This is a genomic window from Ilyomonas limi (assembly GCF_005233845.1).
GTDB classification, from domain to species: domain Bacteria; phylum Bacteroidota; class Bacteroidia; order Chitinophagales; family Chitinophagaceae; genus Ilyomonas; species Ilyomonas limi.
Window position 1 is genome coordinate 227,451 of record NZ_SZQL01000006.1, and the last position, 26,979, is coordinate 254,429.

Below are 26,979 nucleotides of genomic sequence, written 5' to 3' on the forward strand. Positions count from 1 at the left end.
ACGTTTATTTATTGATTAACTAAAATCGCTTTTCTATTCGCAGGCCTGAAATACCACGATAATACAGTTAGAACAAGTAACAGTAAAGGCCCAAAAAGTTCTTCAGGACTGTCACCATTGGATAAGTGAGAGAATACAGCGCCTGATGCAACAAAGAAAAAGCCTGCATACGCCCATTCTTTTAACAAAGGAAGTTTAGGACTAAGCACCGCTATTACTCCCAACATTTTCCAAACACCTATAATTGTGAGAAAATACAATGGATAGCCTAAATTCTGCATCTTTTCTGCTTCCTCTTCCATTTTAAATATTTGCACAATACCGGTTGATACCATTCCTAAGGCAAGCCAAAGCGTGGTTACCCAATAGATGATTTTGTTTCTCTTGGTCATGATGTGTTATTTTAGTTTGCTTACGATGTCTTGTAATCGGTTATGCGCCATATTTATACCTTGTGCAAAAGGTAGCTTTAGCATATTGTCCCGGTCTGCAACTGATTTATACACGATGTGCATAGTGAGTTTGCTTGTTTCGTCTGTAAGTTTTTCAAAACTTAAAAACTCGAGCTGAACGGGGAAAGAGGTATTTTCCATTTCAAACGTCCGGGTGATTTTTTGATCAGGAACAAGCTCGTGAATTGTTCCGTTAAAATAGTGTCTGTTCCCTTTCGGATCGGTAGTTTCAAACTGGTAACTACCATGTTTTTTACTGTCTAGTTTAAGCACTTTTGTCCCCATCCATTGCTCAACAATTTCGGGATTAATATATGCTGTAAAGAGTAATGCTATAGGCAAGTCAAATTCCCTTGTGATTACTATTTCCTGCTTACCATCTTCTGCATTAATTTTCGTTTTCCGTTCCATATCATTCTACTTTTTTGATTTGTAATTCTTCATGATAGATTCCAGCTTATCAAACCGGTCGTCCCACAGCTTGCGGAACGGTTCAATAAAGGTTGCTACCTCTTTAATTTTTTGAGGATTTAAATGATAATACATCTCTCTGCCGTTTTGCTCTTGCTTTAGCAGTTCGCACTCGGTGAGTATTTGCAAGTGCTTTGAAACGGTGGGTCTTGCTGTATCGAAGTTTGAAGCTATGGCTCCTGCGGTCATCGCTTGCGAAGCAACCAACAAAAGTATTGCCCTTCTTGTTGGGTCTGCTATGGCTTGAAAAACGTCTCGCCTTAGGTTCATTGTGTAGTTATTTGACTACAAATATAAGCGTAGCTATTTAACTACACAAATTTTTCTGTAAAGATCAGTGAGAGGTTGTGTTACAAAAATAGCTGAGAGGAGTTGTGCTGTTGATGTTGGATTATGTTTGCCGAATAATGACTTGCCGGCAGACAAATACCCCGCTGACTTTAAGAATGTAGGGTTATACGGTCGTTTAGCCTTGCCGCCAGCGCAATAATATCGTTTCCTTCCACTACCCTTTTTTCAAACCCGTTTTGTGCCAGATAAATCATGCAGAGCGCCAGCTCTTTCATAGTACAAAAACCTTTCGGGTACACGCTTCTTCCTATCGGAAACATCCAACTGATATACTTATAAAACGGGTGGGTATGCTGCAAGCCTTTGAAAGAGTGAATAAAACCCGGACGTACAGCATATACCGCTTTAAAAGGCAACTTCATCAAATCATTCTCCGTTTTGCCTTTTACCCTTGCCCACATACGCCTGCCTTTTTCCGAACTATCGGTGCCAGCACCAGATATGTAGCAAAAAGTCATGTCTTTATTCAACTTACTTAATGTTTCAGCCACACCCATAGTAAGCGTGTAAGTAACATTAAAATACTCAGGCTCTTTCATGCCAATGGAAGAAACACCCAGACAAAAAAAGCAGGCATTATAACCACCAAGCTGGTTCTCAATTGCAGAAAGGTTGTAAAAGTCAGCATGAATAATTTCCTTTAGTTTAGGATGAGCAATGCCGCATGGCTTTCGGTTGATAACCAATACGGCTTCTACTGCCGGATGTTGCAGGCAAACATACAGCACACCTTCGCCTACCATGCCCGTGCTGCCGGTAATGATAACCCTGATCTTTTCATTCGGAAAACTATCCATGATGTAAGTAATTGTAGTTTAAAGATATGGCTACTTTACAAGCCGGAGGAATTGTGTGGTTAGATTGTTTCCAAATTATCTCTCTTTAGTTTTCCTCTCGTACTTCCTTGTATTTACAGTGGCAGCATGCTCAAACAACATAACCGTACTTCACTTTCCGCTGTCGGCCGATGCTCAACACCTTTAGCTACTATCAAAAATTCATGTTCATTTATTTCTATCTTTTTATCGCGAAACTCCATAGTAAAATTGTCTCTTATTACATAAAACCGTTCCTCTTCATTATCTTGTTTATGCCACACAAGCGCATCTTTAAGTTTACTTGTTGCACGTTCAACTCCCCTACAAATCCTGAGTTCCGGTAATCGTTAAAAAAGAAAAAAATTTTCTGCAAGGTTTACTTTTTCCATGTATCTGTTTTTGTCCTTGTTTTAATGGCAGAAAGGTAGTTTTTACCACATAGGCAACATAGGAACATAGGTTTCATATAGGCTCTCTCAATGTGTTTTTTTCTATGCTCCTGTTGCATATAAATAGTGCATCATACAATTGAAAACAGGCCTTTTACTACATACATATCAAAATATTAGAAAAAATAATGCAGAGTTAAAGCTATGCAACTACCTTGTACTTTTACCACTGTTTTCATTTTTAAACGGTTTAAAAAATTCCTCACTAATGCAATATGTTCATCCCTTGTTTGTATGCATAAGAAAAAATTTACTGCTTCTTATTTTCATTTCATTGCAAGCAACGGCACAAAGCTATACCTCCTTTGTTGACCCTATGATTGGCTCGGGCGGGCACGGGCACGTGTTTGTAGGCGCCAGCGTTCCTTTTGGAGCAGTGCAGCTTGGGGCCAATAATATTTTTAAAGGCTGGGATTGGTGCTCGGGTTATCATGCTTCGGATAGTATTCTCATTGGTTTTTCGCATACGCATCTCAGCGGCACCGGCGGTTCCGATTTAGGTGATGTATTAATTATGCCTTATACCGGTGCAATTAAAACAGATAAAGGCACGCAAGAGCATCCATCCTCCGGTTATGCTTCGCACTATTCTCATGCACGCGAAACCGTTAAGCCAGGCTATTATGCGGTAAAGCTCGACGATTACAACATTGATGTACAGTTGACTGCTTCGGAGCGCGTGGGCTTTCATCAATATCATTTTCCGCAGGATAAAGCAGCACATGTGATTATTGATTTGAAAGAAGGCATTGGCGATAAAGCAATGGACACTTACATAGAACAGATAGATGACTATACACTAAAAGGTTATCGTTTTTCCAAAGGCTGGGCAAACAATCAACAGTTGTTTTTTGCCATTAAATCTTCGCTGCCTTTGAAAGATTTTGTGGTATATGACGATAGTACATTATTAAGAGGTAAAAAGGGAAATGGAAAAGCAGTAAAAGGCTTAATTTCTTTTGATAAAGCACCGGAAAAGCTGATGCTGAAAGTAGGTATTTCGCCGGTGAGTGCCGATAATGCGCTGGCGAATATTGCAGCCGAAATTCCGGACTGGGACTTTGATAAAATAATAAAACAGGCAGATGAAAAATGGAATAAAGAGTTGTCTAAAATAAAGATTGAAGCTAAAAGTGATACGGATAAAACAATATTTTACACTGCTTTATATCACACCATGATTGATCCGGCTTTGTTTAATGATCATAATAAAGATTATCGCGGCACCGATAAGAAAGTATATCCAAAAGCAGCCTTCAACAACTATACGATCTTTTCATTATGGGATACATATCGCGCCCTCAATCCTTTATACACCATTATTCAGCCCGAAAGAACGAATGATATTATCAACTCCATGTTAGCTATTTATCAACAACAAGGTAAATTACCCATCTGGCATTTAGAAGGTTGCGAATCGAATCTGATGCCTGGCATGAGTGGTGTGCAGGTTGTTTGCGAAGCATATTTAAAAGGCTTTCATGGCTTTGATAAACAACTTGCTTTTGAAGCGGTAAAAGCATCTACCATGCGCAACGAATTTGGGCTGAAATACGATAAAGCGTTGCGCTACATTCCTTCCGATTCTGTTCAGGAATCACTTGCAAAAGCGTTGGAATACAGCATATCTAATGCGAGTGTGGCACTCATGGCAAAAAGCATGAACAGTGCAAAGGATTATAATTATTATCAACAGCGCTATCACAATTACCGGCAATATTTTGACTCATCCACCGGCTTCTTTCGGGGTAAAAAAGCCGATGGCAAATGGAACCCGGTTTTTAACCCTACCAAATCTTCTCACCCGTGGATTGACGATTTGAGTGAAGGCAACCACTGGCAATACTTATGGCTGGTGCCGGAAGATGTGGAAGGTTTAATGCAATTGTTGGGTGGAGAAAAAATGTTCATCAGCAGGCTAGATTCTTTATTTACTATCACAGCAGAACCCGACCCGAACGCACCGCCAGACATTACCGGTTTGATTGGTCAGTATGCACATGGCGATGAGCCGGGGCATCACACCATTTATTTATATGCGTATGCCGGACAGCAATGGAAAACTGCGGAAAAAGCGAGATATATTCTGCACAACTTGTATCATGATGATATGGATGGATTGAGTGGCAATGAAGATTGCGGGCAAATGTCGGCTTGGTATATATTTTCATCCCTTGGTTTTTATGCCGTATTTCCGGCAAATAATGCGTATGTAATGGGCAGCCCATTGTTTGATAAAGCAACAATTGCTTTACCTGAAGGAAAAACATTTACGGTGGAAGCTGTAAATAACAGTCCCGAAAATATGTATATACAAAGTATGGAACTGAATGGTAAGCCATACACCAAAAGTTACCTCATGCATGAGGATATTGTGAATGGTGGTGTACTAAAAATAACGATGGGCAGCCAGCCAAATAAGCAATTTGGTAGTACTGTAGATGACCGTCCTAAATCTGTTTATGAATAACTGAATAACCGCTACGATGCGAAAGCGCGAAATTTTTTATTTACTATAAAGGCACGAAGCATTTAAAAATGCTTCGTGCCTTTATAGTAAATATTCAATCCACCTATTTACCCTTATAAACAATTTTATAAATCGTTCCGCCCTGGTCGTCACTTACATACAAAGCGCCATCCGGACCTTGCGCCAAACCGGTGGGACGATGCTTTGCTTTGCCGGGCGAAGTATATCCATCCGGACCAGCAAAATTGTCGGCAAATATCTCCCAGTCCCCACTGGGCTTTCCATCCTTAAAGGGAACAAACGCTACAAATGCTCCTTTTTGTGGTTCTGGTGCTCTATTCCACGAGCCATGAAAGGCAATAAAAGCACCGTTTTTATATTTCTCCGGAAACATATCGCCGGTATAAAACAACAAACCATTTGGTGCCAAGTGTCCCGGAAAAGCAATTACCGGATCTATATAACTTGCATCAGCTTCTTTTTTACCATCGCCACCATACTCTGGTGCCAGTATTTTTTTATGCTGAATCTGATCGTAATACATGTATGGCCAGCCTGCGTTATCGCCCTGGTGCAACTCATACATACACTCTGCCGGCAGTTGGGCACTTTGTTCAGTAGTATATAAATCAGGAAAAATATCATGCAACTGGTCTCTGCCATGCTGCATTACAAACAAGCTGTTGGTTGCATTGTTCCAGTCAAGCCCCACCACATTGCGTAAACCAGTTGCATAGCGCACGCCATCGCCATATGTCTGGTTTTGTTTATCGGCTTTAAACATCCAAATGCCACCTGCAGAATCAAGAATAGGACACGGTTTCATGCCCATTGAACCTTTTGTTCTGTCCTTCTCCTGGCATGAGTTGGAATAGGCGCCTATGTTTACATAAATATTTCCGTTATTATCTAATGCAATAGATTTCGATTCGTGCTGGTTCTCCATTTTCAAGTCCTTAATAATCAACTCGGGGTTGGAGGGATCAATCACATGATTATTTTCATCCAGTTTGTAGCGGTACACATTGCTGTTGGAAGAAGCATACAGATAACCATCTTTAATAGCTATACCCGTGCCGCCATAATCGCCAAAGCCATTATTCTCTTCACCGCTTTTGTTAATGACTACAATGCCTTTTTTACTTCCGTTTGGTCTTGCCAGCTTTACATACATATCGCCTTCGTTAGTCACTGCAATATGCCTTGCATTGCCTGCATTGGGTGCTACAATAGTGGCATTAAAACCTGTTGGTAGCTTCAACCCTGCATTGTTTGCAGTGTTGCTTCCGGTCGTGGATTTATTTGTTTGGGCAAATGACAATTGCGGTGCTGTTGCAATTATTCCGGTTGCAAGCATCAGCAACAATATTCCTTTAAATGCTGCTTTTTTCATGGTTATCTTATTAGATTAAGATTGTAAAATTAAGAACTAACAGTGATGTATGCCTTTAGCCAAGCATTTTGTTTAGTAAGCCGGCAATAATGGCAGTGTTTTTTTGGCTTGTACTTATAAGATAAAAGAATAACAAAATTAAAATGCTTTATACAGGCAGAAAGTATTCACAATTTCATATACATTTCCGCACCAAACTAATGTATGTTTATAAGACTTTTACAAACCCTGTTTCTTATTACTTTATCAGCAATACCACGCTTCAGCTTTGCCCAGTCCAATTTCAAAGAGGGTTATATAGTTACACCTACCGATACAATGCATGGTTATTTAAAAGAAGACATAGAAAACAACTTAACTAACGGCATAACGTTCAGCAATAATGCTTCGGGAACACCGGCGCAGTTTTATTCGGTAAAAGAAGTAAAGGCATTTTATTTTAATGGAGAAAACCACTTTCAACTGGTATCGTTTATTGATGCAAACGGAGCACAACAGCAATATTTTGCCAAGCTGTTGCTCAAAGGCTATTACGATTTGTATGCTTTTCGTAAGAGTGACAGGCAATATTTTATAATATCCAATAATGATACTTCGGTATGCCTGTACGACGATAAGATGCTAACGAATGGACAACTGGATGAAAAGGGAAACTTCAAAAATATACTTCATTTCCTTTCAATAGATTGTAACCAGCTCATTGGTGAACCGGAGCGGTTAAATTACAACGAAAAAAGTTTGATAGCTTATACTACAAAACTCAATCAGTGCAAAGCCCCTTCAGCTAACAATACTTCTTATTATGTAAAAGCAAAGTCGAAAATGAATATATATGCGTATGCAGGTGCTTTGCCGTTAGGTAAACAGTCGGAATATGCCGGGCGCATCATTGCACGCTTTTCTTTGCCTTCTGTAAGTAAAAATACCTCAATTAACACCGGCTTTTCTTACTTGTCGCGTACTACGGTAGAGGCATACAATTACTCCTACTATAATCCCGCCAATCCACCTGTAAAACAGCAGCGCTTTTATAATATTTACAGTGCAGGATTAACCCTTCAGAATAACTTTACTACAGGTGTGGTACAGCCTTACATTGAAGCGGGTTTAGGCTTTGCTTTTAAGAAAGAAAAGATACCAGTTATTAATAATATGGATGCAAGACAGAAATATGGTATAGATATTATTGCGGCAGTGGGTGTGGAAGGTTTTATTACCTCGCGGCTGGCAGTAAAAGTGGATTGGCGATACGAATTGATAGTGAATTACCCTACCATAGGGATAGCTTATTTCTTTAAATAGATTTTTATCGCTTAAAAAGCTTGTTTTTTGTTTAACAGGTGAGGTTGACTCTTTTACATCACTTCATCACTGTTGATAATCTTACCGCCTTTGCTGATAATGTCCTGCTTTGCTTTTTCAAAGTCATTATTATCAATAGCTCGAATTGCACCTTCGATCAAATAGGTTTGAAAGCCTTCAGCAAGGGCATCTTTGGCAGAAAAATATACACAATAATCACCTGCTAATCCAACAATGAATACATCAGTTATTCCTTTGCCTCTTAAATAATCGGCAAGCCCGGTGGACTTTAAATGACCATTGTCATAAAAGCCACTATAGCTGTCTATTGCAGAATTGGTGCCTTTTCTAAAGATCGCTTCTATCCTATTCATATTCAGCTTTGGATAAAATGCAGCGCCGCTTGTTCCCTGTACACAATGGTCTGGCCAAAGCACTTGTTCCAATCCGCCCAATTCTATTTTCTCAAACATTTTCCTGCCTTCGTGTTGCGAAGCAAAGCTTTTGTGGTTGGATGGATGCCAGTCTTGTGTGGCAACAACCAAATTAAAATGATCCTGTAGTTTATTTACAGTATCAATTATTTTATCGCCACCAGGCACCGCCAGTGCACCGCCCGGAATAAAATCGTTTTGGATATCTATTAATAACAGTGCTTTCATAGTGCAAAGGTGATGGTTATTATTGTATAGTTTTATGAACGGGAATTCTTTAAATTATACTACTACCGAATTTCTAAATTGCACATTGTTATACCAAATGGAAATGTAATTAGCCACAGATAACCTGCCTTATAGCAGCGCGTTTTAGAAATAACTGGCGCAGCTATTATGTATAATCAATCTTTTTAAGTACATACTTTTTATATTTTACCTGATATGTACGCATTATGTACAGCTACCATAACGGAAAACATGCAGCTATATACTGCATTCTTTTTACGTTTAAAATTGTTCCTCAATAAGCTCTTTGTTTATCGCGGCACCTGCAAAAGTTCCCGTTGCAATGGCAGTAGATACTGAACGCATAGGCGATATATTATCTCCGCAGGCGTACACGCCATCAACAGTAGTCTTTTGAAAGTCGCCTGTTTTTATATAGCCCTGCTCAGTCAGTTCGCAACCTAATTTTTCAGGAATATCACAATGCTGTATAAACGGTACTTTTGAATACACTGCTTTGATTGAGGAGGCAGTTCCATCCCTGAAAATGATTTGTTCAATGTATCCATTTTTATGTTCAAAACGGTCAATTCCAGTTTCAATAACAGGAATGTTGTGCACCTGCAGCTTTTTTGTCTGCTCTCCGGTAAGCGCCGATTTTCCGTTGGTAAATAAGGTTAAATCCTTCGTCCAGTTAGAAATTAATTTGGCATATTCAAACGCATGATCACCATTCCCCAAAATACCTGTTTTTTCGTTCCTTACTTCGTAACCATGGCAATAAGGACAATGAATAACCGAAATACCCCAACACGCTGTAAAGCCTTTTATATCCGGCATCACGTCTTTTATGCCGGTTGCAAACAGGAGTTTTTGGGCAGTGAATATCCGGCTGGATTGTGTAGTAATTTCAAAGCCATTCCCAACCTTTTTTCCTGCTGTTGCAACGTCCTGACGGAAATGTACCGTGTTGTATTTCAGTACCTGTTCTTTAGCCAAAACTGAAATTTCTCCCGGCGTTTTTCCGTCCTGTGTAAGGAAGTTGTGAGAATGGGGTGTTTGTCTGTTGCAAGGCAATCCGCTGTCAATTATTAATACATTTCTTAACGCACGCCCTAATGCCATTGCCGCTGAGAGGCCTGCATAGCTTCCGCCTACTATAATTACATCAAAATCTTTTTTATCTGTCATACAGTTGTGGTTTTAAAATGAAAAACAAAGAATGGCAAGTGGCTAAACGACAAAAAAGGATATGCTGTTGAGCTATCAATTTTCTGCAAGTAAGCACCGGTGTTATTTTGTAAAGGTAACAGCTTTTTCGTTATTGCGACAATATCGCAATAAAGTTTTAAATTTGTACTATGCCTAAGCGGAATACAAAAACAAAGCAATTGATTTTTGACTCTTTAAAGAAGGCTGATACAGCAGTAAGCCAGGAAATTTTACAGGCAGAACTGGGCAATGCGGCGGATAGAGCAACGATCTACAGGGTGCTGAACAGCTTTTGCGATGATGGTATTGTTCATAAAATAATAGGTGACGATGGGAAACAGTATTTTGCCTATTGCCTAAACTGTGCTGAAAAAAAACACAGCCACAATCACTTCCACTTCCGCTGCCTGCAATGCGGAAAGGTAGAGTGTTTGCCTGAGGAAGTTGATTGTAAGCTTCCCAAAGGTTATCACGCTGTAAACTTCAACGGATTTATTTCGGGTTATTGCTCCTCATGCTCGTAATAATTAAGGCAAGTTGTACGTTACAGATGGAGGTTTGGCATAGAGGGAAATAGTGTTTTGTCATTTATCCTGTTGGTAGTTCAGGCACTTCTCTCCTAAGGTCTAAAAGTGTCTATTAGTTACGTGTTACTATCTTTAAAATAACATCTTCATCAGCTATATAAATGCTGTAATGAAAACAGATTAAACTTCTAAAACGCCTTGTATCAAAGGTAAAATTTCTGGTAGTCAGCCTGTAGTTGAATTTGCACAATCGCTGAATAGCATGACAAAAAATGTTCAGGGTTTTATGCAGGTTGGGGATTAGTCTTCCGCCCGTCCACAGCTCGGAAGATTGAATATATGAAGATGAAATTAAGAACAACAGCCGGTAGTTATTCGTCTGCCGAAACTGAAGCCTTGATTTGCAAATTGCTGATGTTTGCTGGTCAAGCCCAACCTGTATAAAAAACAATGTTAGCGGTTCGTTGTTATTGTCTGTTCACTGTGTAATTCAGTTCAGTTACCCCGCAAGTAAATTGCCGGGTCGTCAATAATTTCAGTTTTATTTTGTCTTTTATGTCTACAAACAATGGAATGCCTCGTCCAAGAATAATTGGATTAACAAATAGCCAGTAGCCGTCAATTAAGTTTTGTTGAATAAGTGAATGTGTTGCGGTCGGGCTGCCAAAGAGCAAGATATCTTCACCTGCCTGTTGTTTTATTTCATTTATGCTGTCCGAAAGGTTGTCGCTAATAATTGTTGTGTTCGTCAAATCTGCATCTTTCATTGTTTTTGATAAAACAACCTTGTGAGCTTTGTTATACCACTTTGAATGTTCAATGTCGTGCTTGCTCGCTGTCGGCTCGTCTCCTGCGGTAGGCCAGTAATTTTCCATCATCTGATAAGTTACTCGTCCATATAATGCAGTGTCGCCTTCGCCTATGCGCTTACCGATATAATCGAAAATTTCTTCATCCACTTTAATCCAGTCCATTTCTCCGTTCGGCCCTGCCACAAAACCGTCAAGCGATATGTGCATAAATGAAATTATTTTTCTCATACAGTTCTGTTTTTTATTGTTGTCTATGGTTTGTTATTGTTTTTTTACAATGACCACTAATGGCTCTGGCCTGGTCATGGGCTGGCGTTCAATATACATTCTGCCCCAACGTCAGCCGAGCTGCCGGCAGGCAGGTTGAAAAACTGTAGTCGAAGGTAAATACAAAAAGCCGATATTTATTCGTCTGCTGTAACTGTTGCTGATAGTGAATCACAGTCTATTGTTATTGCTTCAGCCAACCTATTGCCAAGCCCTGTTATATGCCGTTTTTTATTTCATTCAAAAACTCAATAATGTCTTCAACTGTTTGTTTCTGCTGTTCTTCAAGAGAAATGTCAGCACTGTTGTCCATTAACAGTTTTCCTAAATATCCAAATTGAGAATGGTTGCCGCCTTTAATTAAAATTAACTTTGAGTTTTGAGGAAGTTTGCTTTTGTTTTCCATTACTTCCGGAACACTGGCAAGTCCGTCTTTTTCGGCATATATTTTTATTGTCGGGATTGTAAATGTAGACAGGTCAATGTCTCTCGGATGCGAAGTGCCTAATAAAAATAGCCCTTTAAACAAAGCCGGATTTTCGTAAACAATTTGAGCCGCCATTTTTCCGCCTTGTGAATGTCCGCCCACGACATAACTACCACTATCTAAATTAAAGAGTTCTAGTGTCTTTTTATAATCATATTGAGGAAGTCGCCAATCCATTTTCATTAAGTAGCAAGTAAATCCATTTTCAGCAAGTTGCCGGCAAAGCGGAGCATAGGCTTTGGGGTCTGTCAAACCACCCTGAAAGAAAATAACATTTATTCCGTTTTTTGCCGTGTCAGACTGGAAAGTTATAAAGTCGTCTGATTGTGTAACAGTTACCAGTTCAGCGTTCTCAAATGTGTCTCTTGGTAAGTTTCTGGATTGAAAGGTTGTCCAATTCCAGACAAAGAAAACAATGACTAAACTAAACCATATGGTTTTAAAAATTTTTCGTTTGCTCCAGCGTTTCATAAACTTTTTGTAAGCAATAAAATTCCTGTCAATAAAAGTATAATGACCATCGCTGAAACAACCCAAAGTTTCTTTCTTTCTTTTGTTTTTGATAAGTGTTCTCCTAACATATTTTGTAAGTTTTATTTTTTCTAATGAATTGATGATGGTTGCCCTAAATGGCTTATAACGGATTAGGTATTTGCGATGGTGCGGCAGGCTTGCACGTCAGCTTGGATAAAGCTATAGAGTTTAATAGAATTCCTCATGTTCAGCCAAGGTTCGTCGAGCCGCTATGGCAGCAAACCTTATCCTATGTTTACAATTCAGTAAATTCACTATAGAGAAGTAAAGAGACAATTGAAAGAACAAGGGAGCGGAATAAGATGCTCAAACCTGATAGGCATGTAAGCCTTTACAACATGATTATCCCTGCTCCTTTTCTTACCCGATGCTGAATAGTTCACCAGTACTTTACTTAGAAAAGTCTGAATTAGGATAGATAGCACAGTGTAAGAGCTTGTTCTTCCTTGTTTTCCCTACTTTAAAACTACAACTTTTCACCAATCAAAATGCAAGGGTATGAAAAATGAAAAATTGTGCTGTGGTATTGATGTATCACAAAACACACTGGATGTTGCCTATCAGAATAATCTTGGTGACATCTTCCATATCAAGGTAGGCAATAACAACAAAGGCTTTGAAACCATCCTGGCACACACCGGCACCACTTACCACTTTGTTATGGAAGCTACGGGTGTTTACTACGTGCGCCTTGCCTTCTTTTTGCATGCAAAAGGATTTGCCACAAGTGTAGTTAATGCACTGAGCATTAAGCGCTATATTCAGATGCAAGGGGAAAGAAACAAAACAGATAAGAAGGATGCCGGATGGATATGCCGCTATGCTATGGACCAGTGTCCTGAGTTGTGGCAAATGCCTGATGCAGCTTATTTTGAGAGCAAACAGCTTTACAATACTATACGCGACTATAGTGAACAGATCAAGCGTTATAATAACCAGCTGCACAGCCTGCGCTTATTGCCAATACAAAGGATGCAATAAGGTCACTGGAGAAAATGAAAGTACTGCTTGAAAAAGAAATGCACTCAATAGAAGTAAAACCTGAAGCTTTGCTGATGCAGTGGCAACCTCAGCAGGTTAAAAATATAAGCAGCGTTAAAGCTATTGGAAAAAGAGCTACCGCTATGCTCATCATCTTTACCCAAGGCTTTCGTTATACCCACAACTACCGCCAACTGATCAGTTTTGCTGGTCTCAGTCCACGACAATACAGCAGTGGCACCAGTATAATCGGTAAGTCTAAAATATGCAAGAAAGGAGGCAAGCCCATGCGTGATGTGCTGTACATGTGTGCTATGAGTGCTATCAAAACCAATACTGCATGTAAAGCTTTGTATGAGCGATTGAGAGCAAAAGGGAAATCGGGTAAACTGTCCCTAATAGCAGTATGTAACAAACTGCTCAAACAGGTTTTTGCAGTGGTAAAAAACAACACTTTATACCAACCAAATTATTGCTCCGCCAAACCAGCAAATTAATTTGGTTTTTTACACAGTTCATGTTAGCGGTATGTGCCTTTTGTCAAGGTAATTGAAATAAGAGTTTGAGTTTGTTATTTAATTCTGTCATTTCCGTTGGTCCAAGTCTGCCCAAAAGTCCTTTGGCTAAAGACCTGTCTAACGTCGCAATCTTACTTGTTCGGATGAGTGATTGCTTTCTAAGTCTGTTTGTGGCAGTTGGAGTTAGCAGCACGTCAGTAGGCTCTTGCCAGCCAAGTTGTGTCGTAATAAAGCAAACTGTAATGTCAAGGTTTGTGTTAGCAAGAACAACAGCCGGACGGAGTTTACTACCGCTCAGGTCAGTAAAGGGAAAAGTAATAAGCACAATGTCGCCCTTAGCCATTGTACACTTCCTTTAAGTCATCTACTGAATAAAGGTCTTCTTCATTATGTAAAAAGTCGAAAGTCTGGCTGTCGGAAGTCAGCTTTTGAATGCCTTGCATCAATAAGTGCTCCTCATAACGTTTGGTCACGAAGTCGGCAAAATCAGAAATTGCTTCTGCTTTTTCTTCCGGTAATTGGTTAATAGCCTTTATCGTCCGCTCAATGATTGCTTGTCGAGTCATGTCAATGAATTTATCACGTCCGTAAAGATAACAATTTTGAACAAGTAGGAAATGTCACAACGGCATTACAGCCAACTCTCAAATATACGCAACTCCAAATACCAAACGTTCGCAAATTCATTCAGAAGCAGGTGTATATACGCAATACACAGCAGGAAAACATTCGTATTCGTCAATTTTTCTGTAACTTTCCTTTACTAATTGCCCTTTATGAAAAAGCTCCTTCCCCTGTTGATAGCAGCTTTTGCTTCTGCTGCATTCATCCATGCAGGTATCACTTCACACCTGTCTTCAAAAGAAGCTGTTCAGAAAACTTTATGGTACAAAAAACAATACACCCTAAGCTGTAGCCCCAACCTGGTGCTGTTTGATGTGGATGACAGTGCCAATGCCATTCCCCTGCTAAGCGGCTGGGGCGATTATCGCATGCCGGTATCTGAAACAAACGACAGTGCACGCATTTACTTTGAGCAGGGCATTAATATGTATTATGCTTTTCATATCATCGAAGCAGTAGCATCGTTTGAAAAAGCTACTCAATTTGACCCAAACTTTGCAATGGGCTATTGGGGCAAGGCATTAGCTTATGGACCAAACATTAACGATTATGGTTATGCTGCCTCACCCGACGCATTGGTGGCTGTGGCGAAAGCTATTGCCAATAAGAATAACTGCACACCGGTAGAGCTAGCTCTTATTGACGCAATGACTGTCCGATACAGTGCCGATACAACCCAAACACGTGAGCACTTAAACCAACTATATGCTGATGCAATGAAAAAAGTATATCAGCAAAACACCAATAATCCCGATGTAGGTGCTTTATATGCCGATGCCCTCATGCTGTTGCATCCATGGGATTTTTACAATAAAGCAGGTAAAGAAAAAACGTGGACGCCGGAGATCGTGCAAACGCTGGAGCGTGTTTTGAAAATAAGCCCCAATCATCCCGGTGCGGCACATTATTACATACATGCAGTGGAGGCTTCAAGCCATCCTGAAAGAGCATTGGCAGTTTCGGATATGTTGCCTTTGCTAATGCCTGGCTTATCGCACATAGTGCACATGCCGGCTCATATTTACATCCGTACAGGCAATTATAAAAAAGGCGAAGCAGTTAATGATCTGGCAGTAAAGCGCTATTACGATTACCTTACTAAATATGCTCCGGTAGCTAACAATACACCACTGTATCTCATTCACAATCTTCACATGCAGGCAACATGTGCCAATATGGATGGTAAGTTTAAAACAGCCGAAAAATTATCAATAGATACGCGCAACAGCTTTGATAGCAGCTGGCAAAGTATGCCCGACTTCTTTGGTGTATTTGTACAATATATTTATATGACACCTTATTTAACCCTTATCCGTTTTGGTAAATGGGATGATATTTTGCAAACACCCGAAATACCTGCCAGCTACGTGTACGGCAATCTGATTTGGCATTATGGAAGAGGATTGGCATATGCAAGAAAGCATCAGTTTGATAATGCATCAAAAGAATTGCAGGCGGTACAACAGGGTATGACCAACAGCCAGTTGAGTGCACCGGCACCCTCCTATGCAAATCCGGGTATTAACGGTGCAGGCGTGGCAGAGAAAATATTGCAGGGCGTGATTGCTGAAGAACAAAATAATCTGCCCGCTTCCATCCTCTTTTTGCAGGAAGCAGTAAACAGGGAAGATTCGATGATTTATAATGAACCCAAAGACTGGGTGCATCCTGCACGGCAATACTTAGGCACTGTTCTATTGAAAGCCAAACAATATGCCGCAGCGGAAAAAGTGTTTAAAGATGATTTGTACTTCAATCCAAACAATGGCTGGTCTTATACCGGATTAAATCGGGCTTTAAGGCTTCAGGATAAAAAGGGCGAAGCGGCTGCCGTACAGCAGAAAGCAGCAATAGCTTTTGCAGATAGTGATGAAAAAATTACTGATGCCGTGTTTTAATGTATTACCTATTGCAGCATATCTTTCCCCGCTCTATATTTTTATTGCTGGGGACATATTCAGCCGCTGTAGAAATTACATTTTTTCAGCATATCGGTTCATAAAATAATTTGTATAACCGCTTATTTTTTATTTATCTTCAATTAACCTTCCACCTAAAACATTCATACCCATGAAAACAGCTAATGATTTTCTCACTGAAATTGATTATCTCACAGAACACAATGGCATCGTAAAAACATTACAGTATTACATTGATGGCTCGCGTGCCGGCAACAGCGATTTGATGCGTCCCGGCTTTCACCCCGACGCTACGTTGGTTGGCTATGTTGATGGCAATTTGTTGTTTACTCCCATTAAAGTATTATTTGACTGGATTGACGAGAATGGACCTGCACCCGACATTGAACCCGATTTTGCCAGTATTGAAATCTTAAACACCATTGCGGTTGTCCGGCTTGAGATAAAGCAATGGTCAGGCAATCTTGCAGGCTCTGGCGTTCACATGTCCGATCTTTTTAATCTCGTTAAAACGGAAGACGGCTGGAAAATTTCGCAGAAACTGTTTCACTGGCATTCGCAGCAAATGTAAGATTGCTTACTGCTAGTGGGTGTATCATCCGCCAGTAGTAATTTAAAATGGGATTTTGTTGGTAGCAACCCTATTCTGACACTTCGCAAAAGTGTGAAAAAACAATTGCATGAGACACTTCTTAAAAATTACCAGAAAAAATAATTTTTTCATCCTTATAACATAAATCATGAAACAAGTTAAACGCAACATTTACTTCTTTATACTGATTTCGGCTTTATTGCTAATTAGTTGTAATCAGTCTGCAACTACTTCAGAAAATAGTAATATGGATACCACCTCATCTGTTACAAACACGGATACAGCTTCAGCGTTCGCATACGACCCGGCAATGGATCCGTTGACGGTAGGAGCACAATTCTCTAAAAAGCTTGGTGATACTTTGAATATAAAGATGTTTGAGGTGACACTAAAACCGGGAGATTCCGTTGCTATTCACACACACCCAGACCATTCCTTTTATGTTATACAAGGAGGCAAAATTGAAGTGACCATGCAGGGAATGGATAAACAAATAATGGAATTAAAAGCAGGAACCGGATGGATAGGTGGCCCCACAACAGACTTTGGTAAGAACATTGGTAATACTACAGTAAAATGGGTTGAAACTGATGTTTACAGGCCACGAGGTAAATAAATTTTAAAAAGATAAGATACATCTCCCAACAATTTAACCTTTAAAGTGTCTTCTTTTTGTGCTGCTACACGCGTTATAAAGAATCCACGGCAGAGAAGCCGGTAACAGACAGTTCTGCCGAATAAGCAATAGCTTTTGTGTGGCTGCACAAAAAAGAAGATATAGAATTGTAAGGGATTTTTTATACTACAGAGACTGATTTGATAATCATACATTTCATTCCTTTATCTTCTTTACGTTCCGGTTTTATCTATCCACGCTGCGCTTTTATCATATTGTAATTTAAAGATAGCCCCAATCCTAAAATAAAGTAGCAACTAGTTTACATGACTACATTCCTGTCAAAAATTATTAAATGCTGTAAAACAATACCATGTAAGAATATAAAATTTTAAACGCTTTTCAAAACGGCGGGGTGCACGTTTCACTTTATTTTTGCAGTAATGCAACTGGTTTCTAAGGCTACATTACCACGCGTAAAACACCGTGCCGCTACCCTTGTTTACTTCTTCATGTCGGGCTTTGGCTATTCCACCTGGGCATCGCGCATACCTACTATACAGGCACAACTGCACCTCAACGAGGCACAACTGGGCACTGCCTTGCTTGCAGCCCCCATTGGTATATTGCTGACGGTGCCTTTTACCAGCAACCTGCTCAACCGCTACAGCAGCAAGAGCATCATGATATTCGGGGCTGTCTTTTACAATGCCGTGCTGGGTATTTTAGGGTATGTTACCCAGTTTTGGCAATTGTGGTTGGTGCTGTTTTGCTTTGGCTCTTCGCGCAATTTGCTCAACCTCAGCATGAATGCACAAGGTGTGGAAGTACAACGCCTGTACGATGAATCTATTATTACCACATTCCATGCAGTGTGGAGCATGGCCGGTTTTGCAGGTGCAGCAGTAGGCTTTTTGTTTGTATCGTCGGGTTTGCCGTTAAAAGTGCATTTGCTTTCGGTAAGCGCCTTTTTATTATTACTCTCGATTATATTTTACCCGAATACCTATTATATAAAACCTACAGTGCAGCCGCGCAAAAAATTATTTATAATGCCCGACCGCTACCTGATGGTGTTTGCAGTAATAGCCTTTGCTTCAATGGCGTGCGAAAACGTGATGTACGACTGGAGTGGTATCTATTTTAGAAAAGCAGTAATGGCGGATAAGGAGACTGCAACAGCAGCCTTTGTATTGTATATGGTATCTATGACAACCGGGCGTTTTTTAGGTGATAGAATTGTAAATAAATTGGGCATTCTTACTATACTGCGCTACAGTGGCTTACTGATATGTACCGGATTACTCATTGCAAGCTTGCTGCCATACACTGTTACGGCAGGTATTGGCTTTGTACTCACCGGTTTGGGTGTATCATGCATTATACCGCTGGTATTTAGCCTCGCCGGAAAATCTAAGACCATGAGCAGCGGTACGGCTATTGCATCGGTATCTACCATCAGCTATTTTGGCTTTTTGGTAGTACCGCCGGGCGTGGGTTATATAGCGCAGGCAATCGGGTTGCAATGGTCGTTTGGCATTGTTGCAGTGTTTGGTGCTGTTATTTTCGTATTGGCAACCACTATCCGGCAACAGGAATAAATATGGTGATACGCGTGTAGGATACCGTGATATTCCTGCATATTCAGCTTTCATCGGCCTAATCAGTTATCCTTACAGTCTCATGCAAATAACTTTTTTTAAAAATATACGCCTTCCTAAAAAGTTTTACTGGCGCGAGGTACTGGCCGTCTTTCTGCTGGTGGTGTGCATTTATTTTTTTCATCAGCAGCGCCGCGAAATAAGCCTGATTTTACCCTACCTGCATCAAGCCAGTAATAGTTGGTTGCTGCTTGCTGCGGTGGTCACCGGCATATTTGTACTTTGTCAATCTGCCATGTATGCCTTCAGTTTCAATGCTATTAAAACACCATTTCCGTTAAGCAGTGCCATTGAGCTTTTTCTCAAACGCAATTTTCTTTCTACTTTTTTGCCCGGTGGCGGTGTAAGTGCACTTGCGTATGTTCCTAAAAGTGTTAAACGCACCGTACCTGATAGAATGAAAATACACCAGGCTTCGGGCTTGTTTGGCTTTGCCGGTATTTTATCAACCTTTATTATCAGCCTTACGGTGTTGTTGCTGGCAGCAGGCGGCGGCAACAGCAAAGACATGCAGCAAACAGCCATTGGTATGGGTGTATTAACAATATTGATTGCGTTGCTGCTGTTTGTACTATATAATATTCGTAAAGAAAAAGCATTATATCAATGGATAAAAAACCGCTATCCTAAAACAGCACTTACTTTATTGCAGGTTACCGGTGCATCGGTAGATGGCAAGTGGTATTTACTTACCGTATTCGCTTCAATTGGCGTGGAAGTATGCGGCATTGCGCACCTGTACATTGCTATGCTGGCCGCCGGCGTACATCCATCGTTGCAGGCAGCGGGGCTGGCGTATGTTATCTCTGTTTTGTTGATGGTGGCTTCACCGTTTTTGAGAGGTGTGGGTGCGGTGGAGTTATCCGTAGTGTATATTTTAGGACACTTTGGATATACGCCGGTAGAGGCGTTAGCGATTGCGCTTATCTATCGTGCATTTGAATTTTGGTTGCCCATGTTGTGCGGCTTGTTTTCTTTTTTGGTAAAAGGGAAAGCACTTTTTCTTCGCATTTTTCCAGCTTTTACTATCTTTTTGCTGGGCGTTGTCAATATTCTTTCGGTGCTTACGCCACCTGTTGCGCAGCGCATGAAAATGCTGCACAATTTCGTAAACGCTGCGGAAATTCATGCTTCCAATACATTGGTTATTTATATAGGCGTTGCACTCATTGTTACGGCAACATTCCTCATAAGAGGGCTGCGTAATGCGTGGTGGCTGGCGTTTATATTTACGCTGGTATCGCTGGGCGGGCACATTACCAAAGGGCTGGATTGGGAGGAAGCAATACTTGCCCTGATAGTATTACTTTCTTTACTTTTTTCCAGAAAACAATATACTGTCCGCACCAACCCACGGCTCATCAGCCGGGCACTTACGCTGGCTATATCCACTTTTGTAGCAGTAATGGTATATGGTTATATTGGTTTTTATTTTTTAAAGACAAGGCATTTTGGTATTGATTTCAACAGGTACCAATCGCTGGGCTATACGCTTCGTATTTTTTTGTTGCAAAAAATTGACCTCGAGCCGCTTACCCCTTTTGCCAGCGAATTTCTAATTTCGATGTATGCGCTGGCGTTGGGTGCCTGGATTTTTTTGCTGTATGCCCTGGTAAAGCCTTACCTGAGCAAATCGTATATAAATAAAGAAACCGACAAAGCATTACAACTATTGCAAAAGTATGGCTGCTCATCGGTGGATTTTTTTAAAATAGCCAATGATAAACTGTTGTATTTCTCCAAACAATACGAAGCTTTTGTAGCTTATCGTATCGAAAACGGTTTTGCACTGGTGCTGGAAGTGCCGGTATGTGCCGAAGAAAATTTATCTGCTGTGCTCGAAGAATTTTCAGATTATTGTAACCATCTGGGATTAAAAACGGCATACTATCGTGTGGATGAAAACAGTCTTTCTTATTTTGAACAACAACGAAAAAAAAGTCTGCTCATAGGGCAGGAAGCAATTGTAGATGTTGAGCAGTTTGACCTTGCGGGAAGGGATAAAAAATCATTGCGTAACGGGCTGAATAGCCTGCAAAAAAAAGGGTATATAACAGCAGTTTACTGCCCGCCCTATTCAACCGAACTCATGCAACAACTTAAAGCCGTATCGGACGAATGGCTGCAAGTAACCAATCGCACCGAAATGATTTTTTCACAAGGCAGTTTTGATGAAGACATCAACCTTCAGGAACTCATTATTACTAAAAATGCGGATGGCATGCCGGTTGCTTTTCTCAATATCATTCCTGATTTTGCGCCTGGTGAATGCACCTACGACCTCATACGCAAAACATCGGAGGCGCCGGGTGGCTGTATGGATGCGTTGATCATAGAACTAATAAAATATGCCAAAGAAAAAGGCTGCCGCTTTGTAAACCTTGGGCTTGCGCCCATGTCTGGATTAGAGCACGCCGATAAAACACTGGAACGGCTGATGCGCTATGCGTACGAAAAGATCCGCCGTTTTCGCCATTACCAGGGCTTGCGGGCATTTAAAGAAAAGTATGCATCGCAATGGCTGAACAAGTATCTGGTGTATGATAATGATTTTGATTTGCTGCGCCTTCCGGCAGTGTTGAATAAAGCAATGAAACCAATAAAGCATGATGAATAGTGTAAAAGTATTGCTGATCTTATTTCTTTTTATAAATACAAAAGTGATGGCGCAAAGTCTGCCCGTTGATACGTTTAACAGCAACGATGTACAAAAACCACTCATTTTTTACCTGACCGGTGATGGTGGCATGAACAATTTTTCGAGATCGTTTGTAAAAGAGTGGAATAGTAAAGGTTATCCGGTGGCCGCACTCAATATAAAATCTTACTTGTGGAAAGGCAAGACGCCCGACAAGGCAGCCGCAGACATTACCGGTTTATTGCGCCGGTATATAAACGACTGGAAACGACAAAGTGTAGTACTCATTGGTTACTCTTTAGGTGCCGATATATTACCATTTGTACAAACGCGGCTGGCTGCCGATGTAAGTAATCACGTTTCGGATGTGGTGCTCATATCTCCATCTGCTACCACCGATTTTAAAGTACACTTACTATATGGTTCGGATGGTGTAAACGTGCCTGCTGAAATTAATAAACTCACCAAACCAACGCTTGTACTATTTGGCAATAATGAAAAAAATGTACCCGAAAAAAGTATCATTAATAAGCATGTTGCCATTTTAAAAGTGCCGGGCGATCACCATTACAACAATGAAGTGGCTATGCTTGTACAGCAGATTACAGATAGATTGTAGCTAATGTTTAGTTGGCTAATATGTTCCTTTATAAACTGTGTTTAAATATGAAAGAATCTTTGCTTACGGCTATACAGTTTCATTCAACAAGCAAAGGATGTATAAAGCCTTTCCACAGTTATAGTTCACATTCAACCAAAAAACTTATGCTTTAAACTAACGCCTACAATGTTCAATGCCCTGTGGGCGTTGTGCTATCTTCTGCCATTTGTTAACAAAGCATTTAACAAGTTTATGTTTATTATCATTTCATAACTGCCCTTAATTTTTTTAATTTTGCTACTTGCCCTTTTGCGAACGACAAGCTTTACAAAAGGTAACTTTTAGTATTTAAAACCGAATTGTGGCATTACCCTATCTTACAAAATATATCTATAACAACGGAACGGATGAAGTGATACGCCGAGGCAAAAAAATTCATGCTATTGGTAATGTAGAACTGGTGAATGTGGACGACCTCATGGGGGCTATCACCTTCCGCGTAAAAGACGATATGTATGCAACCTACTACAAGGTGTATATAGATAAATACAAGGACGAAAAGAACCTGGCCATCCGTTGTGGCTGTCCCTATAATTTGGGTGAAATATGCAGGCACGAAGCCGCTGCCCTGTTTCAGTTGCAGGAGATGCTGGATAAAAATATGCTCGGCGAAAAGGACATTACTTACAGCCAACGGCATACGGTAATAAAGATGAAGCAACTGGAAATGAAGCTGATTAAGTTGCTTTCTTCGCCCGAATCCATTGAAAAAGCAGAAGCATTTTTAAATACTTCCAAAGCTGCCATCATCGAGGCAAAAGATGAGCGGGTTGTAGCGGAAGTAAAGCTGGACGATGGCGCCTATAGAGTAGTTATTCAAAAAAATGAGGAGCGTAACTTTGATACAAGTTGTAACTGCGATAGTGAGCATAAACATCCTTTGTGCATGCACAAGACCATTGTGTTGGTGCAATTGCTAAACAGCTACGGCGCCACTTATTTCGACCGTATCCGCAACTGGGATAAAGAAAAAAACAAACTGCTTTCGTTGTATGGCTACTCACTGGAAGATGACCTCAGCGGTAAGTTTGAGTTTACCTATAAAGACGATAAACCTTTTTTGCGCGTGCTGGATACCAGCATTAAACGGGTAATGCCAGGTGCCGTACCTGTAAAACCCAAGCCAGTGCTGGAAAGCGTACCTGTTATGCCTGCTGAGGACGAAAGTTTAAAGAACCGTACCCGCTTAGGTATTGTTATTTCTTACAATGCACACAACTATCCATATACACAGGTAGATGTAGTACAGGGCGAACCCAATGATGAAAATACTGGTTATTTAGGTAAAGTAGAAAAGCTGGATGTAGCGCGTTTTGTAAGTACCGAAGTGCTGGATGAAGAAGACCGTCACTTGCTGCAACAGGTGCGCAAAATTTTGAGCAGCGAAGTAAGCCGTTATCTCAACCGTAACTCACCATTTAGCGGTATTTGGGAGAATATTGTGCAGCAACACGATGATGAACTGCCCGAAGAAACACGGCAGTTGATTATTGAGTATTTACATCCGAAATATAAAAAGCTGTTTACCGATATGGCAGACAGTAATTTTACTTTCTTTTTGCCGCGCAGCAAGCCGTTGCAAACAGCCAATTTGCAGCCGGCAAATTGTTCCATTAACTTTATTACCCCCGAAATAAATGTACATTTTACAGGTACACAATACGAAATAACCTGTACGGCAAGAACACCGCTCGGCAATAAGAATGTTGCAGATAATGTGTTGTCTTCTTCGCTCTTGTTTCAGCAGGAAGACCAGTTTTATTTGTGGCAAAAACCCGAAGATGTACTGCTGGTTGAAAAGTTTTTGCCATCGGGTAAAATCGTGGCAGAGCCGCTGGAATGGAATTATACGTTACAGCATTTTATTTTGCCCTTAACCAAAGAATACAACGTCAACTTCAGCAATATACAGAAGGAAGAAATGCGCGACGTAAAGCCGGAAGTAAAGGTGTATTTAAAAGAAAAAGGCGATTACCTCCTGTTTCAGCCGGTGTTTACCTATCACGGGTACGATGTAAAACCTTCCGATAAAGAAAACATACTGCTGCCACAAGCCAACAGACTGTTGGTGATTCATCGCAATATGACGATGGAGCATTCTTTTGTAGATAAGCTGAGAAATTTACATTCCAACTTTGTAATGCCAGAAAGCAATAATACGCTGGCATTGAAAGGTGCGGAGGTATTAAGGAACAACTGGTTCTTTTTATTCATTGATGCGGTACGCGAAATGAATGTGCCGGTGTATGGTTTTGATGCACTGAAGAACTTCCGTTTTAATACAGCAAAGCCTTCTACTAAAATATACATCAGCAGCCATACCGATTGGTTTGATGCTAAAATTGATATTCACTTTGGCGAACAAAAAGTAACGGTAGAAGATGTAAAAAAAGCATTGGCCAACAAGCAACAATTTGTACATCTGCAGGATGGCACCTTAGGTATTTTGCCGGAGGAATGGATAAAAAAATATTCTCTGCTCTTTCGCGTGGGTGATGGCAGAACTGATGATATTAAGCTCAGTAAATATCACTTTAGCATAATAGAAGAGCTGTATGAGCAGCGCAATGAAGAGGAATTGATATTCCAGTTGGAAAGTAAGTATGAGCATTTAAAAGAAAACCATTCTATTAGTCCTATCCCGGCGCCACTACATTTGCAAAAAATTCTGCGTCCTTATCAAACCTCGGGCTATCAGTGGCTCAACTATTTGCACGATGTGCAGTGGGGTGGCATTTTAGCCGATGATATGGGTTTAGGTAAAACATTGCAAACGCTTACTTTTTTACATTATCTCAAAGAAAAACAAGGTCATTTAAAAGCACTGGTGGTTTGCCCAACGACGCTGATGTTTAACTGGGAAAATGAAATAAAAAAATTTACGCCTACGCTTACGTATTATACGCATCATGGCAGCCTGCGTATGAAAGATACCTTGCATAAAACAAAAAGCGACATTATCATCACAACTTATGGAACGTTGCGCAGCGACATTAAACAATTTGTAGAAGTGCCGTTTGATTATGTGATTCTTGATGAAAGCCAGGCTATAAAAAATCCATCCAGCAAAGTAACGAAAGCTGTTTGTCTGCTGCGCGCCAAAAGTCGTTTGTGCCTTAGTGGTACGCCGTTGCAAAACAATACATTTGATATTTATGCGCAGATGAATTTCTTAAATCCCGGCATGTTAGGCAGCATGGATCATTTTAAAAATGAGTTTGCGGTGCCCATTGATAAGTTTGGCGAAAAAGAGCAAAAAGAACATTTGCGCAAACTGTTATATCCGTTCATTCTCCGCCGCACCAAAGAGCAGGTAGCTAAAGATCTACCGGAAAAACAGGAGATGATTTTGTTTTGCGAAATGGGCGACGAACAACGCGCCATTTATGATGCTTACCGCAACGATTACCGCGATAAAATACTCGGCGTGGTAGAAGCGCAGGGCATACACAAATCACAGTTGTCTATACTGCAAGGCTTAATGAAATTGCGGCAGATCTGCGACAGCCCGGCTATCATTAAAGAGGAAGAGCAATATCCTAATGTATCAGTAAAGCTGGAAGAGCTGGCAAGAGAAATCACCGAAAACATAGGCAACCATAAAGCATTGGTGTTCTCTCAATTTTTAGGTATGCTGGCGCTGATAAAAGATAAACTGAAAGAGCTGGAAGTGCCATTTGAATACTTCGATGGCAGCACATCAACAAGCGAGCGCGAGCGCGCCATCAACCGCTTTCAAAATGATGATGAATGTAGAGTATTTCTTATTTCATTAAAGGCTGGTGGCGTTGGTCTCAACCTTACTGCTGCTGATTATGTCTATATCGTTGATCCGTGGTGGAATCCTGCTGTAGAGCAACAAGCGATTGACCGTACGCATCGTATTGGTCAAACCAAAAACATCTTTGCGTACCGCATGATTTGTAAGGACACCGTAGAAGATAAAATACTGCAATTACAGGAACGCAAACGCGCTTTGGCAGCCGACCTCATAACCGATGACACAACATTTGTGAAGAGCCTTACGAAGGAAGATATTGAGTACTTATTTAGTTAACCATTTTTATAACCGGTATCATATGGATGTTTTACTGATAATACTGATGAAGTAGAATATTGGCTACGAAATTGGTGAGCGTTTCGGTGCTTTTTACGTCAGTGCGGTTGGCAGCGAAGCATTCTGAGGATAGTTGTAAATCATTATGGATGGCTTACTTTGAACTTTGTAGTAGTTGTTCAATGCTGCAGATTTATTTTGATTTTACTACAAAGCACAGATTGTTTCGCTGCCGCCTGTAATGACGTTCAAATTGTGTTCCTCTGTGGTTCAAAAAATATATCTATTTAATTTCCAGGTTCACAATTACCATTTATCATTCACAACAGCACCTGTATCATCACCATACATTTTTTGTTCGCTTTCGTTACACTCTCAATGGCATTAAGAAAGTGTAAACATTTTATACTGTTTGGTAATTTGCCATTTATCCATATCCTGTTTCCGCTCATCCTTCAAAACAGGCATTTTGTATTGCTTTTTCAAATCTGTTGGCATATGCGGT

At 40.4% G+C, this 26,979-nt stretch carries 24 protein-coding genes; 12 read left to right on the top strand and 12 right to left on the bottom strand.

All coding sequences use genetic code 11. The features are described from left to right. Positions 1–8 precede the first annotated feature (8 nt). The 5 genes from FC093_RS09830 to FC093_RS09850 all read right to left on the bottom strand — a co-directional run bounded on the left by FC093_RS09830 (position 9) and on the right by FC093_RS09850 (position 2,373). Positions 9–392, bottom strand: coding sequence for a DoxX family protein (locus FC093_RS09830; RefSeq protein ID WP_137261599.1), 384 nt, complete (start codon positions 390–392; stop codon positions 9–11). 6 nt (positions 393–398) lie between these two features. Continuing rightward, positions 399–863, bottom strand: coding sequence for an SRPBCC domain-containing protein (locus FC093_RS09835; protein WP_137261600.1), 465 nt, complete (start codon positions 861–863; stop codon positions 399–401). 6 nt (positions 864–869) lie between these two features. After that, entirely contained in the window at positions 870–1,193 is a 324-nt protein-coding gene (locus FC093_RS09840) for an ArsR/SmtB family transcription factor (RefSeq protein WP_137261601.1), read from the bottom strand. A gap of 170 nt (positions 1,194–1,363) precedes the next feature. Beyond that, on the bottom strand, positions 1,364–2,071 hold the full coding sequence (locus FC093_RS09845) for an NAD-dependent epimerase/dehydratase family protein (RefSeq protein WP_137261602.1): 708 nt from the start codon (positions 2,069–2,071) through the stop codon (positions 1,364–1,366). A 113-nt stretch (positions 2,072–2,184) separates the two neighbouring features. Beyond that, complete coding sequence (locus tag FC093_RS09850; RefSeq protein ID WP_137261603.1) at positions 2,185–2,373, bottom strand: cupin domain-containing protein; 189 nt, start codon at positions 2,371–2,373, stop codon at positions 2,185–2,187. A gap of 376 nt (positions 2,374–2,749) precedes the next feature. Here FC093_RS09850 and FC093_RS09855 point away from each other — a divergent pair, with 376 nt between their 5' ends. Further along, positions 2,750–5,011 (top strand): GH92 family glycosyl hydrolase, encoded by a 2,262-nt coding sequence (locus FC093_RS09855; RefSeq protein WP_137261604.1) that lies wholly within the window; start codon positions 2,750–2,752, stop codon positions 5,009–5,011. A 103-nt stretch (positions 5,012–5,114) separates the two neighbouring features. On the opposite strand, the gene FC093_RS09860 is transcribed toward FC093_RS09855, so the two are convergent. Continuing rightward, positions 5,115–6,404, bottom strand: coding sequence for a PQQ-dependent sugar dehydrogenase (locus FC093_RS09860; RefSeq protein ID WP_137261605.1), 1,290 nt, complete (start codon positions 6,402–6,404; stop codon positions 5,115–5,117). Positions 6,405–6,608: 204 nt separating this feature from the next. Between FC093_RS09860 and FC093_RS09865 the strand changes: the two genes are divergently transcribed. After that, a complete protein-coding gene (locus tag FC093_RS09865) occupies positions 6,609–7,706 on the top strand; it encodes a hypothetical protein (protein ID WP_137261606.1) in 1,098 nt (365 codons plus the stop codon). Between the two features lie 53 nt (positions 7,707–7,759). Here the strand turns inward: FC093_RS09865 and pncA are convergent, their stop codons facing one another. Continuing rightward, positions 7,760–8,368 carry a bifunctional nicotinamidase/pyrazinamidase gene (gene pncA / locus FC093_RS09870; protein WP_137261607.1) on the bottom strand — a complete coding sequence of 203 codons (609 nt, stop codon included), beginning with the start codon at positions 8,366–8,368 and terminating at the stop codon, positions 7,760–7,762. Positions 8,369–8,650: 282 nt separating this feature from the next. Then, positions 8,651–9,559 (bottom strand): NAD(P)/FAD-dependent oxidoreductase, encoded by a 909-nt coding sequence (locus FC093_RS09875; protein ID WP_137261608.1) that lies wholly within the window; start codon positions 9,557–9,559, stop codon positions 8,651–8,653. Positions 9,560–9,729: 170 nt separating this feature from the next. Here FC093_RS09875 and FC093_RS09880 point away from each other — a divergent pair, with 170 nt between their 5' ends. Further along, entirely contained in the window at positions 9,730–10,104 is a 375-nt protein-coding gene (locus FC093_RS09880) for a Fur family transcriptional regulator (protein WP_137261609.1), read from the top strand. Between the two features lie 470 nt (positions 10,105–10,574). On the opposite strand, the gene FC093_RS09885 is transcribed toward FC093_RS09880, so the two are convergent. Both FC093_RS09885 and FC093_RS09890 read right to left on the bottom strand, forming a co-directional pair. Then, positions 10,575–11,147, bottom strand: a complete 573-nt coding sequence (locus FC093_RS09885) for a dihydrofolate reductase family protein (protein ID WP_137261610.1) — start codon at positions 11,145–11,147, stop codon at positions 10,575–10,577. A gap of 256 nt (positions 11,148–11,403) precedes the next feature. Next, complete coding sequence (locus FC093_RS09890; RefSeq protein ID WP_137261611.1) at positions 11,404–12,144, bottom strand: alpha/beta hydrolase; 741 nt, start codon at positions 12,142–12,144, stop codon at positions 11,404–11,406. Positions 12,145–12,705: 561 nt separating this feature from the next. On the opposite strand from FC093_RS09890, the gene FC093_RS09895 reads away from it, so the two are divergent. Next, positions 12,706–13,188: an IS110 family transposase gene (locus FC093_RS09895; protein WP_137261612.1), complete on the top strand. Its 483-nt coding sequence runs from the start codon at positions 12,706–12,708 to the stop codon at positions 13,186–13,188. Positions 13,189–13,202: 14 nt separating this feature from the next. Further along, complete coding sequence (locus FC093_RS09900) at positions 13,203–13,685, top strand: transposase (RefSeq protein WP_137261613.1); 483 nt, start codon at positions 13,203–13,205, stop codon at positions 13,683–13,685. 43 nt (positions 13,686–13,728) lie between these two features. Here the strand turns inward: FC093_RS09900 and FC093_RS24605 are convergent, their stop codons facing one another. Together FC093_RS24605 and FC093_RS09910 are read right to left on the bottom strand one after the other, a co-directional pair. After that, entirely contained in the window at positions 13,729–14,049 is a 321-nt protein-coding gene (locus tag FC093_RS24605; protein ID WP_137261614.1) for a type II toxin-antitoxin system PemK/MazF family toxin, read from the bottom strand. Beyond that, positions 14,042–14,272: a hypothetical protein gene (locus FC093_RS09910; RefSeq protein WP_137261615.1), complete on the bottom strand. Its 231-nt coding sequence runs from the start codon at positions 14,270–14,272 to the stop codon at positions 14,042–14,044. The genes FC093_RS24605 and FC093_RS09910 overlap by 8 nt, the downstream gene beginning before the upstream one ends. Before the next feature lie 210 nt (positions 14,273–14,482). Between FC093_RS09910 and FC093_RS09915 the strand changes: the two genes are divergently transcribed. The 7 genes from FC093_RS09915 to FC093_RS09945 all read left to right on the top strand — a co-directional run bounded on the left by FC093_RS09915 (position 14,483) and on the right by FC093_RS09945 (position 26,474). Next, the gene (locus FC093_RS09915; protein WP_137261616.1) at positions 14,483–16,228 is read left to right on the top strand and encodes a hypothetical protein; all 1,746 of its coding nucleotides are present in this window, start codon (positions 14,483–14,485) and stop codon (positions 16,226–16,228) included. Positions 16,229–16,400: 172 nt separating this feature from the next. Next, positions 16,401–16,820, top strand: coding sequence for a nuclear transport factor 2 family protein (locus tag FC093_RS09920; RefSeq protein ID WP_137261617.1), 420 nt, complete (start codon positions 16,401–16,403; stop codon positions 16,818–16,820). Positions 16,821–16,989: 169 nt separating this feature from the next. Then, a complete protein-coding gene (locus tag FC093_RS09925) occupies positions 16,990–17,457 on the top strand; it encodes a cupin domain-containing protein (RefSeq protein WP_137261618.1) in 468 nt (155 codons plus the stop codon). 443 nt (positions 17,458–17,900) lie between these two features. Next, positions 17,901–19,058, top strand: a complete 1,158-nt coding sequence (locus FC093_RS09930) for an MFS transporter (protein ID WP_137261619.1) — start codon at positions 17,901–17,903, stop codon at positions 19,056–19,058. 82 nt (positions 19,059–19,140) lie between these two features. Further along, positions 19,141–21,735 carry a phosphatidylglycerol lysyltransferase domain-containing protein gene (locus FC093_RS09935; protein WP_137261620.1) on the top strand — a complete coding sequence of 865 codons (2,595 nt, stop codon included), beginning with the start codon at positions 19,141–19,143 and terminating at the stop codon, positions 21,733–21,735. After that, complete coding sequence (locus FC093_RS09940; protein ID WP_137261621.1) at positions 21,725–22,375, top strand: AcvB/VirJ family lysyl-phosphatidylglycerol hydrolase; 651 nt, start codon at positions 21,725–21,727, stop codon at positions 22,373–22,375. Before FC093_RS09935 ends, FC093_RS09940 begins: the two co-directional genes overlap by 11 nt. 343 nt (positions 22,376–22,718) lie before the next feature. Next, positions 22,719–26,474 (top strand): DEAD/DEAH box helicase, encoded by a 3,756-nt coding sequence (locus FC093_RS09945; RefSeq protein WP_137261622.1) that lies wholly within the window; start codon positions 22,719–22,721, stop codon positions 26,472–26,474. The last annotated feature ends 505 nt before the right edge of the window (positions 26,475–26,979 follow it).

Bases quoted from the DNA above. Each gene is read 5' to 3' on its own strand.
- FC093_RS09845 (WP_137261602.1), bottom strand. From the start codon at position 2,071: ATGGATAGTTTTCCGAATGAAAAGATCAGGGTTATCATTACCGGCAGC.
- FC093_RS09925 (WP_137261618.1), top strand. From the start codon at position 16,990: ATGAAACAAGTTAAACGCAACATTTACTTCTTTATACTGATTTCGGCT.
- FC093_RS09880 (WP_137261609.1), top strand. From the start codon at position 9,730: ATGCCTAAGCGGAATACAAAAACAAAGCAATTGATTTTTGACTCTTTA.
- pncA (WP_137261607.1), bottom strand. From the start codon at position 8,368: ATGAAAGCACTGTTATTAATAGATATCCAAAACGATTTTATTCCGGGC.
- FC093_RS09930 (WP_137261619.1), top strand. From the start codon at position 17,901: ATGCAACTGGTTTCTAAGGCTACATTACCACGCGTAAAACACCGTGCC.
- FC093_RS09835 (WP_137261600.1), bottom strand. From the start codon at position 863: ATGGAACGGAAAACGAAAATTAATGCAGAAGATGGTAAGCAGGAAATA.
- FC093_RS09865 (WP_137261606.1), top strand. From the start codon at position 6,609: ATGTTTATAAGACTTTTACAAACCCTGTTTCTTATTACTTTATCAGCA.
- FC093_RS09840 (WP_137261601.1), bottom strand. From the start codon at position 1,193: ATGAACCTAAGGCGAGACGTTTTTCAAGCCATAGCAGACCCAACAAGA.
- FC093_RS24605 (WP_137261614.1), bottom strand. From the start codon at position 14,049: ATGGCTAAGGGCGACATTGTGCTTATTACTTTTCCCTTTACTGACCTG.
- FC093_RS09890 (WP_137261611.1), bottom strand. From the start codon at position 12,144: ATGAAACGCTGGAGCAAACGAAAAATTTTTAAAACCATATGGTTTAGT.
- FC093_RS09940 (WP_137261621.1), top strand. From the start codon at position 21,725: ATGATGAATAGTGTAAAAGTATTGCTGATCTTATTTCTTTTTATAAAT.
- FC093_RS09900 (WP_137261613.1), top strand. From the start codon at position 13,203: ATGAAAGTACTGCTTGAAAAAGAAATGCACTCAATAGAAGTAAAACCT.
- FC093_RS09910 (WP_137261615.1), bottom strand. From the start codon at position 14,272: ATGACTCGACAAGCAATCATTGAGCGGACGATAAAGGCTATTAACCAA.
- FC093_RS09915 (WP_137261616.1), top strand. From the start codon at position 14,483: ATGAAAAAGCTCCTTCCCCTGTTGATAGCAGCTTTTGCTTCTGCTGCA.
- FC093_RS09935 (WP_137261620.1), top strand. From the start codon at position 19,141: ATGCAAATAACTTTTTTTAAAAATATACGCCTTCCTAAAAAGTTTTAC.
- FC093_RS09860 (WP_137261605.1), bottom strand. From the start codon at position 6,404: ATGAAAAAAGCAGCATTTAAAGGAATATTGTTGCTGATGCTTGCAACC.
- FC093_RS09895 (WP_137261612.1), top strand. From the start codon at position 12,706: ATGAAAAATGAAAAATTGTGCTGTGGTATTGATGTATCACAAAACACA.
- FC093_RS09830 (WP_137261599.1), bottom strand. From the start codon at position 392: ATGACCAAGAGAAACAAAATCATCTATTGGGTAACCACGCTTTGGCTT.
- FC093_RS09920 (WP_137261617.1), top strand. From the start codon at position 16,401: ATGAAAACAGCTAATGATTTTCTCACTGAAATTGATTATCTCACAGAA.
- FC093_RS09875 (WP_137261608.1), bottom strand. From the start codon at position 9,559: ATGACAGATAAAAAAGATTTTGATGTAATTATAGTAGGCGGAAGCTAT.
- FC093_RS09855 (WP_137261604.1), top strand. From the start codon at position 2,750: ATGCAATATGTTCATCCCTTGTTTGTATGCATAAGAAAAAATTTACTG.
- FC093_RS09885 (WP_137261610.1), bottom strand. From the start codon at position 11,147: ATGAGAAAAATAATTTCATTTATGCACATATCGCTTGACGGTTTTGTG.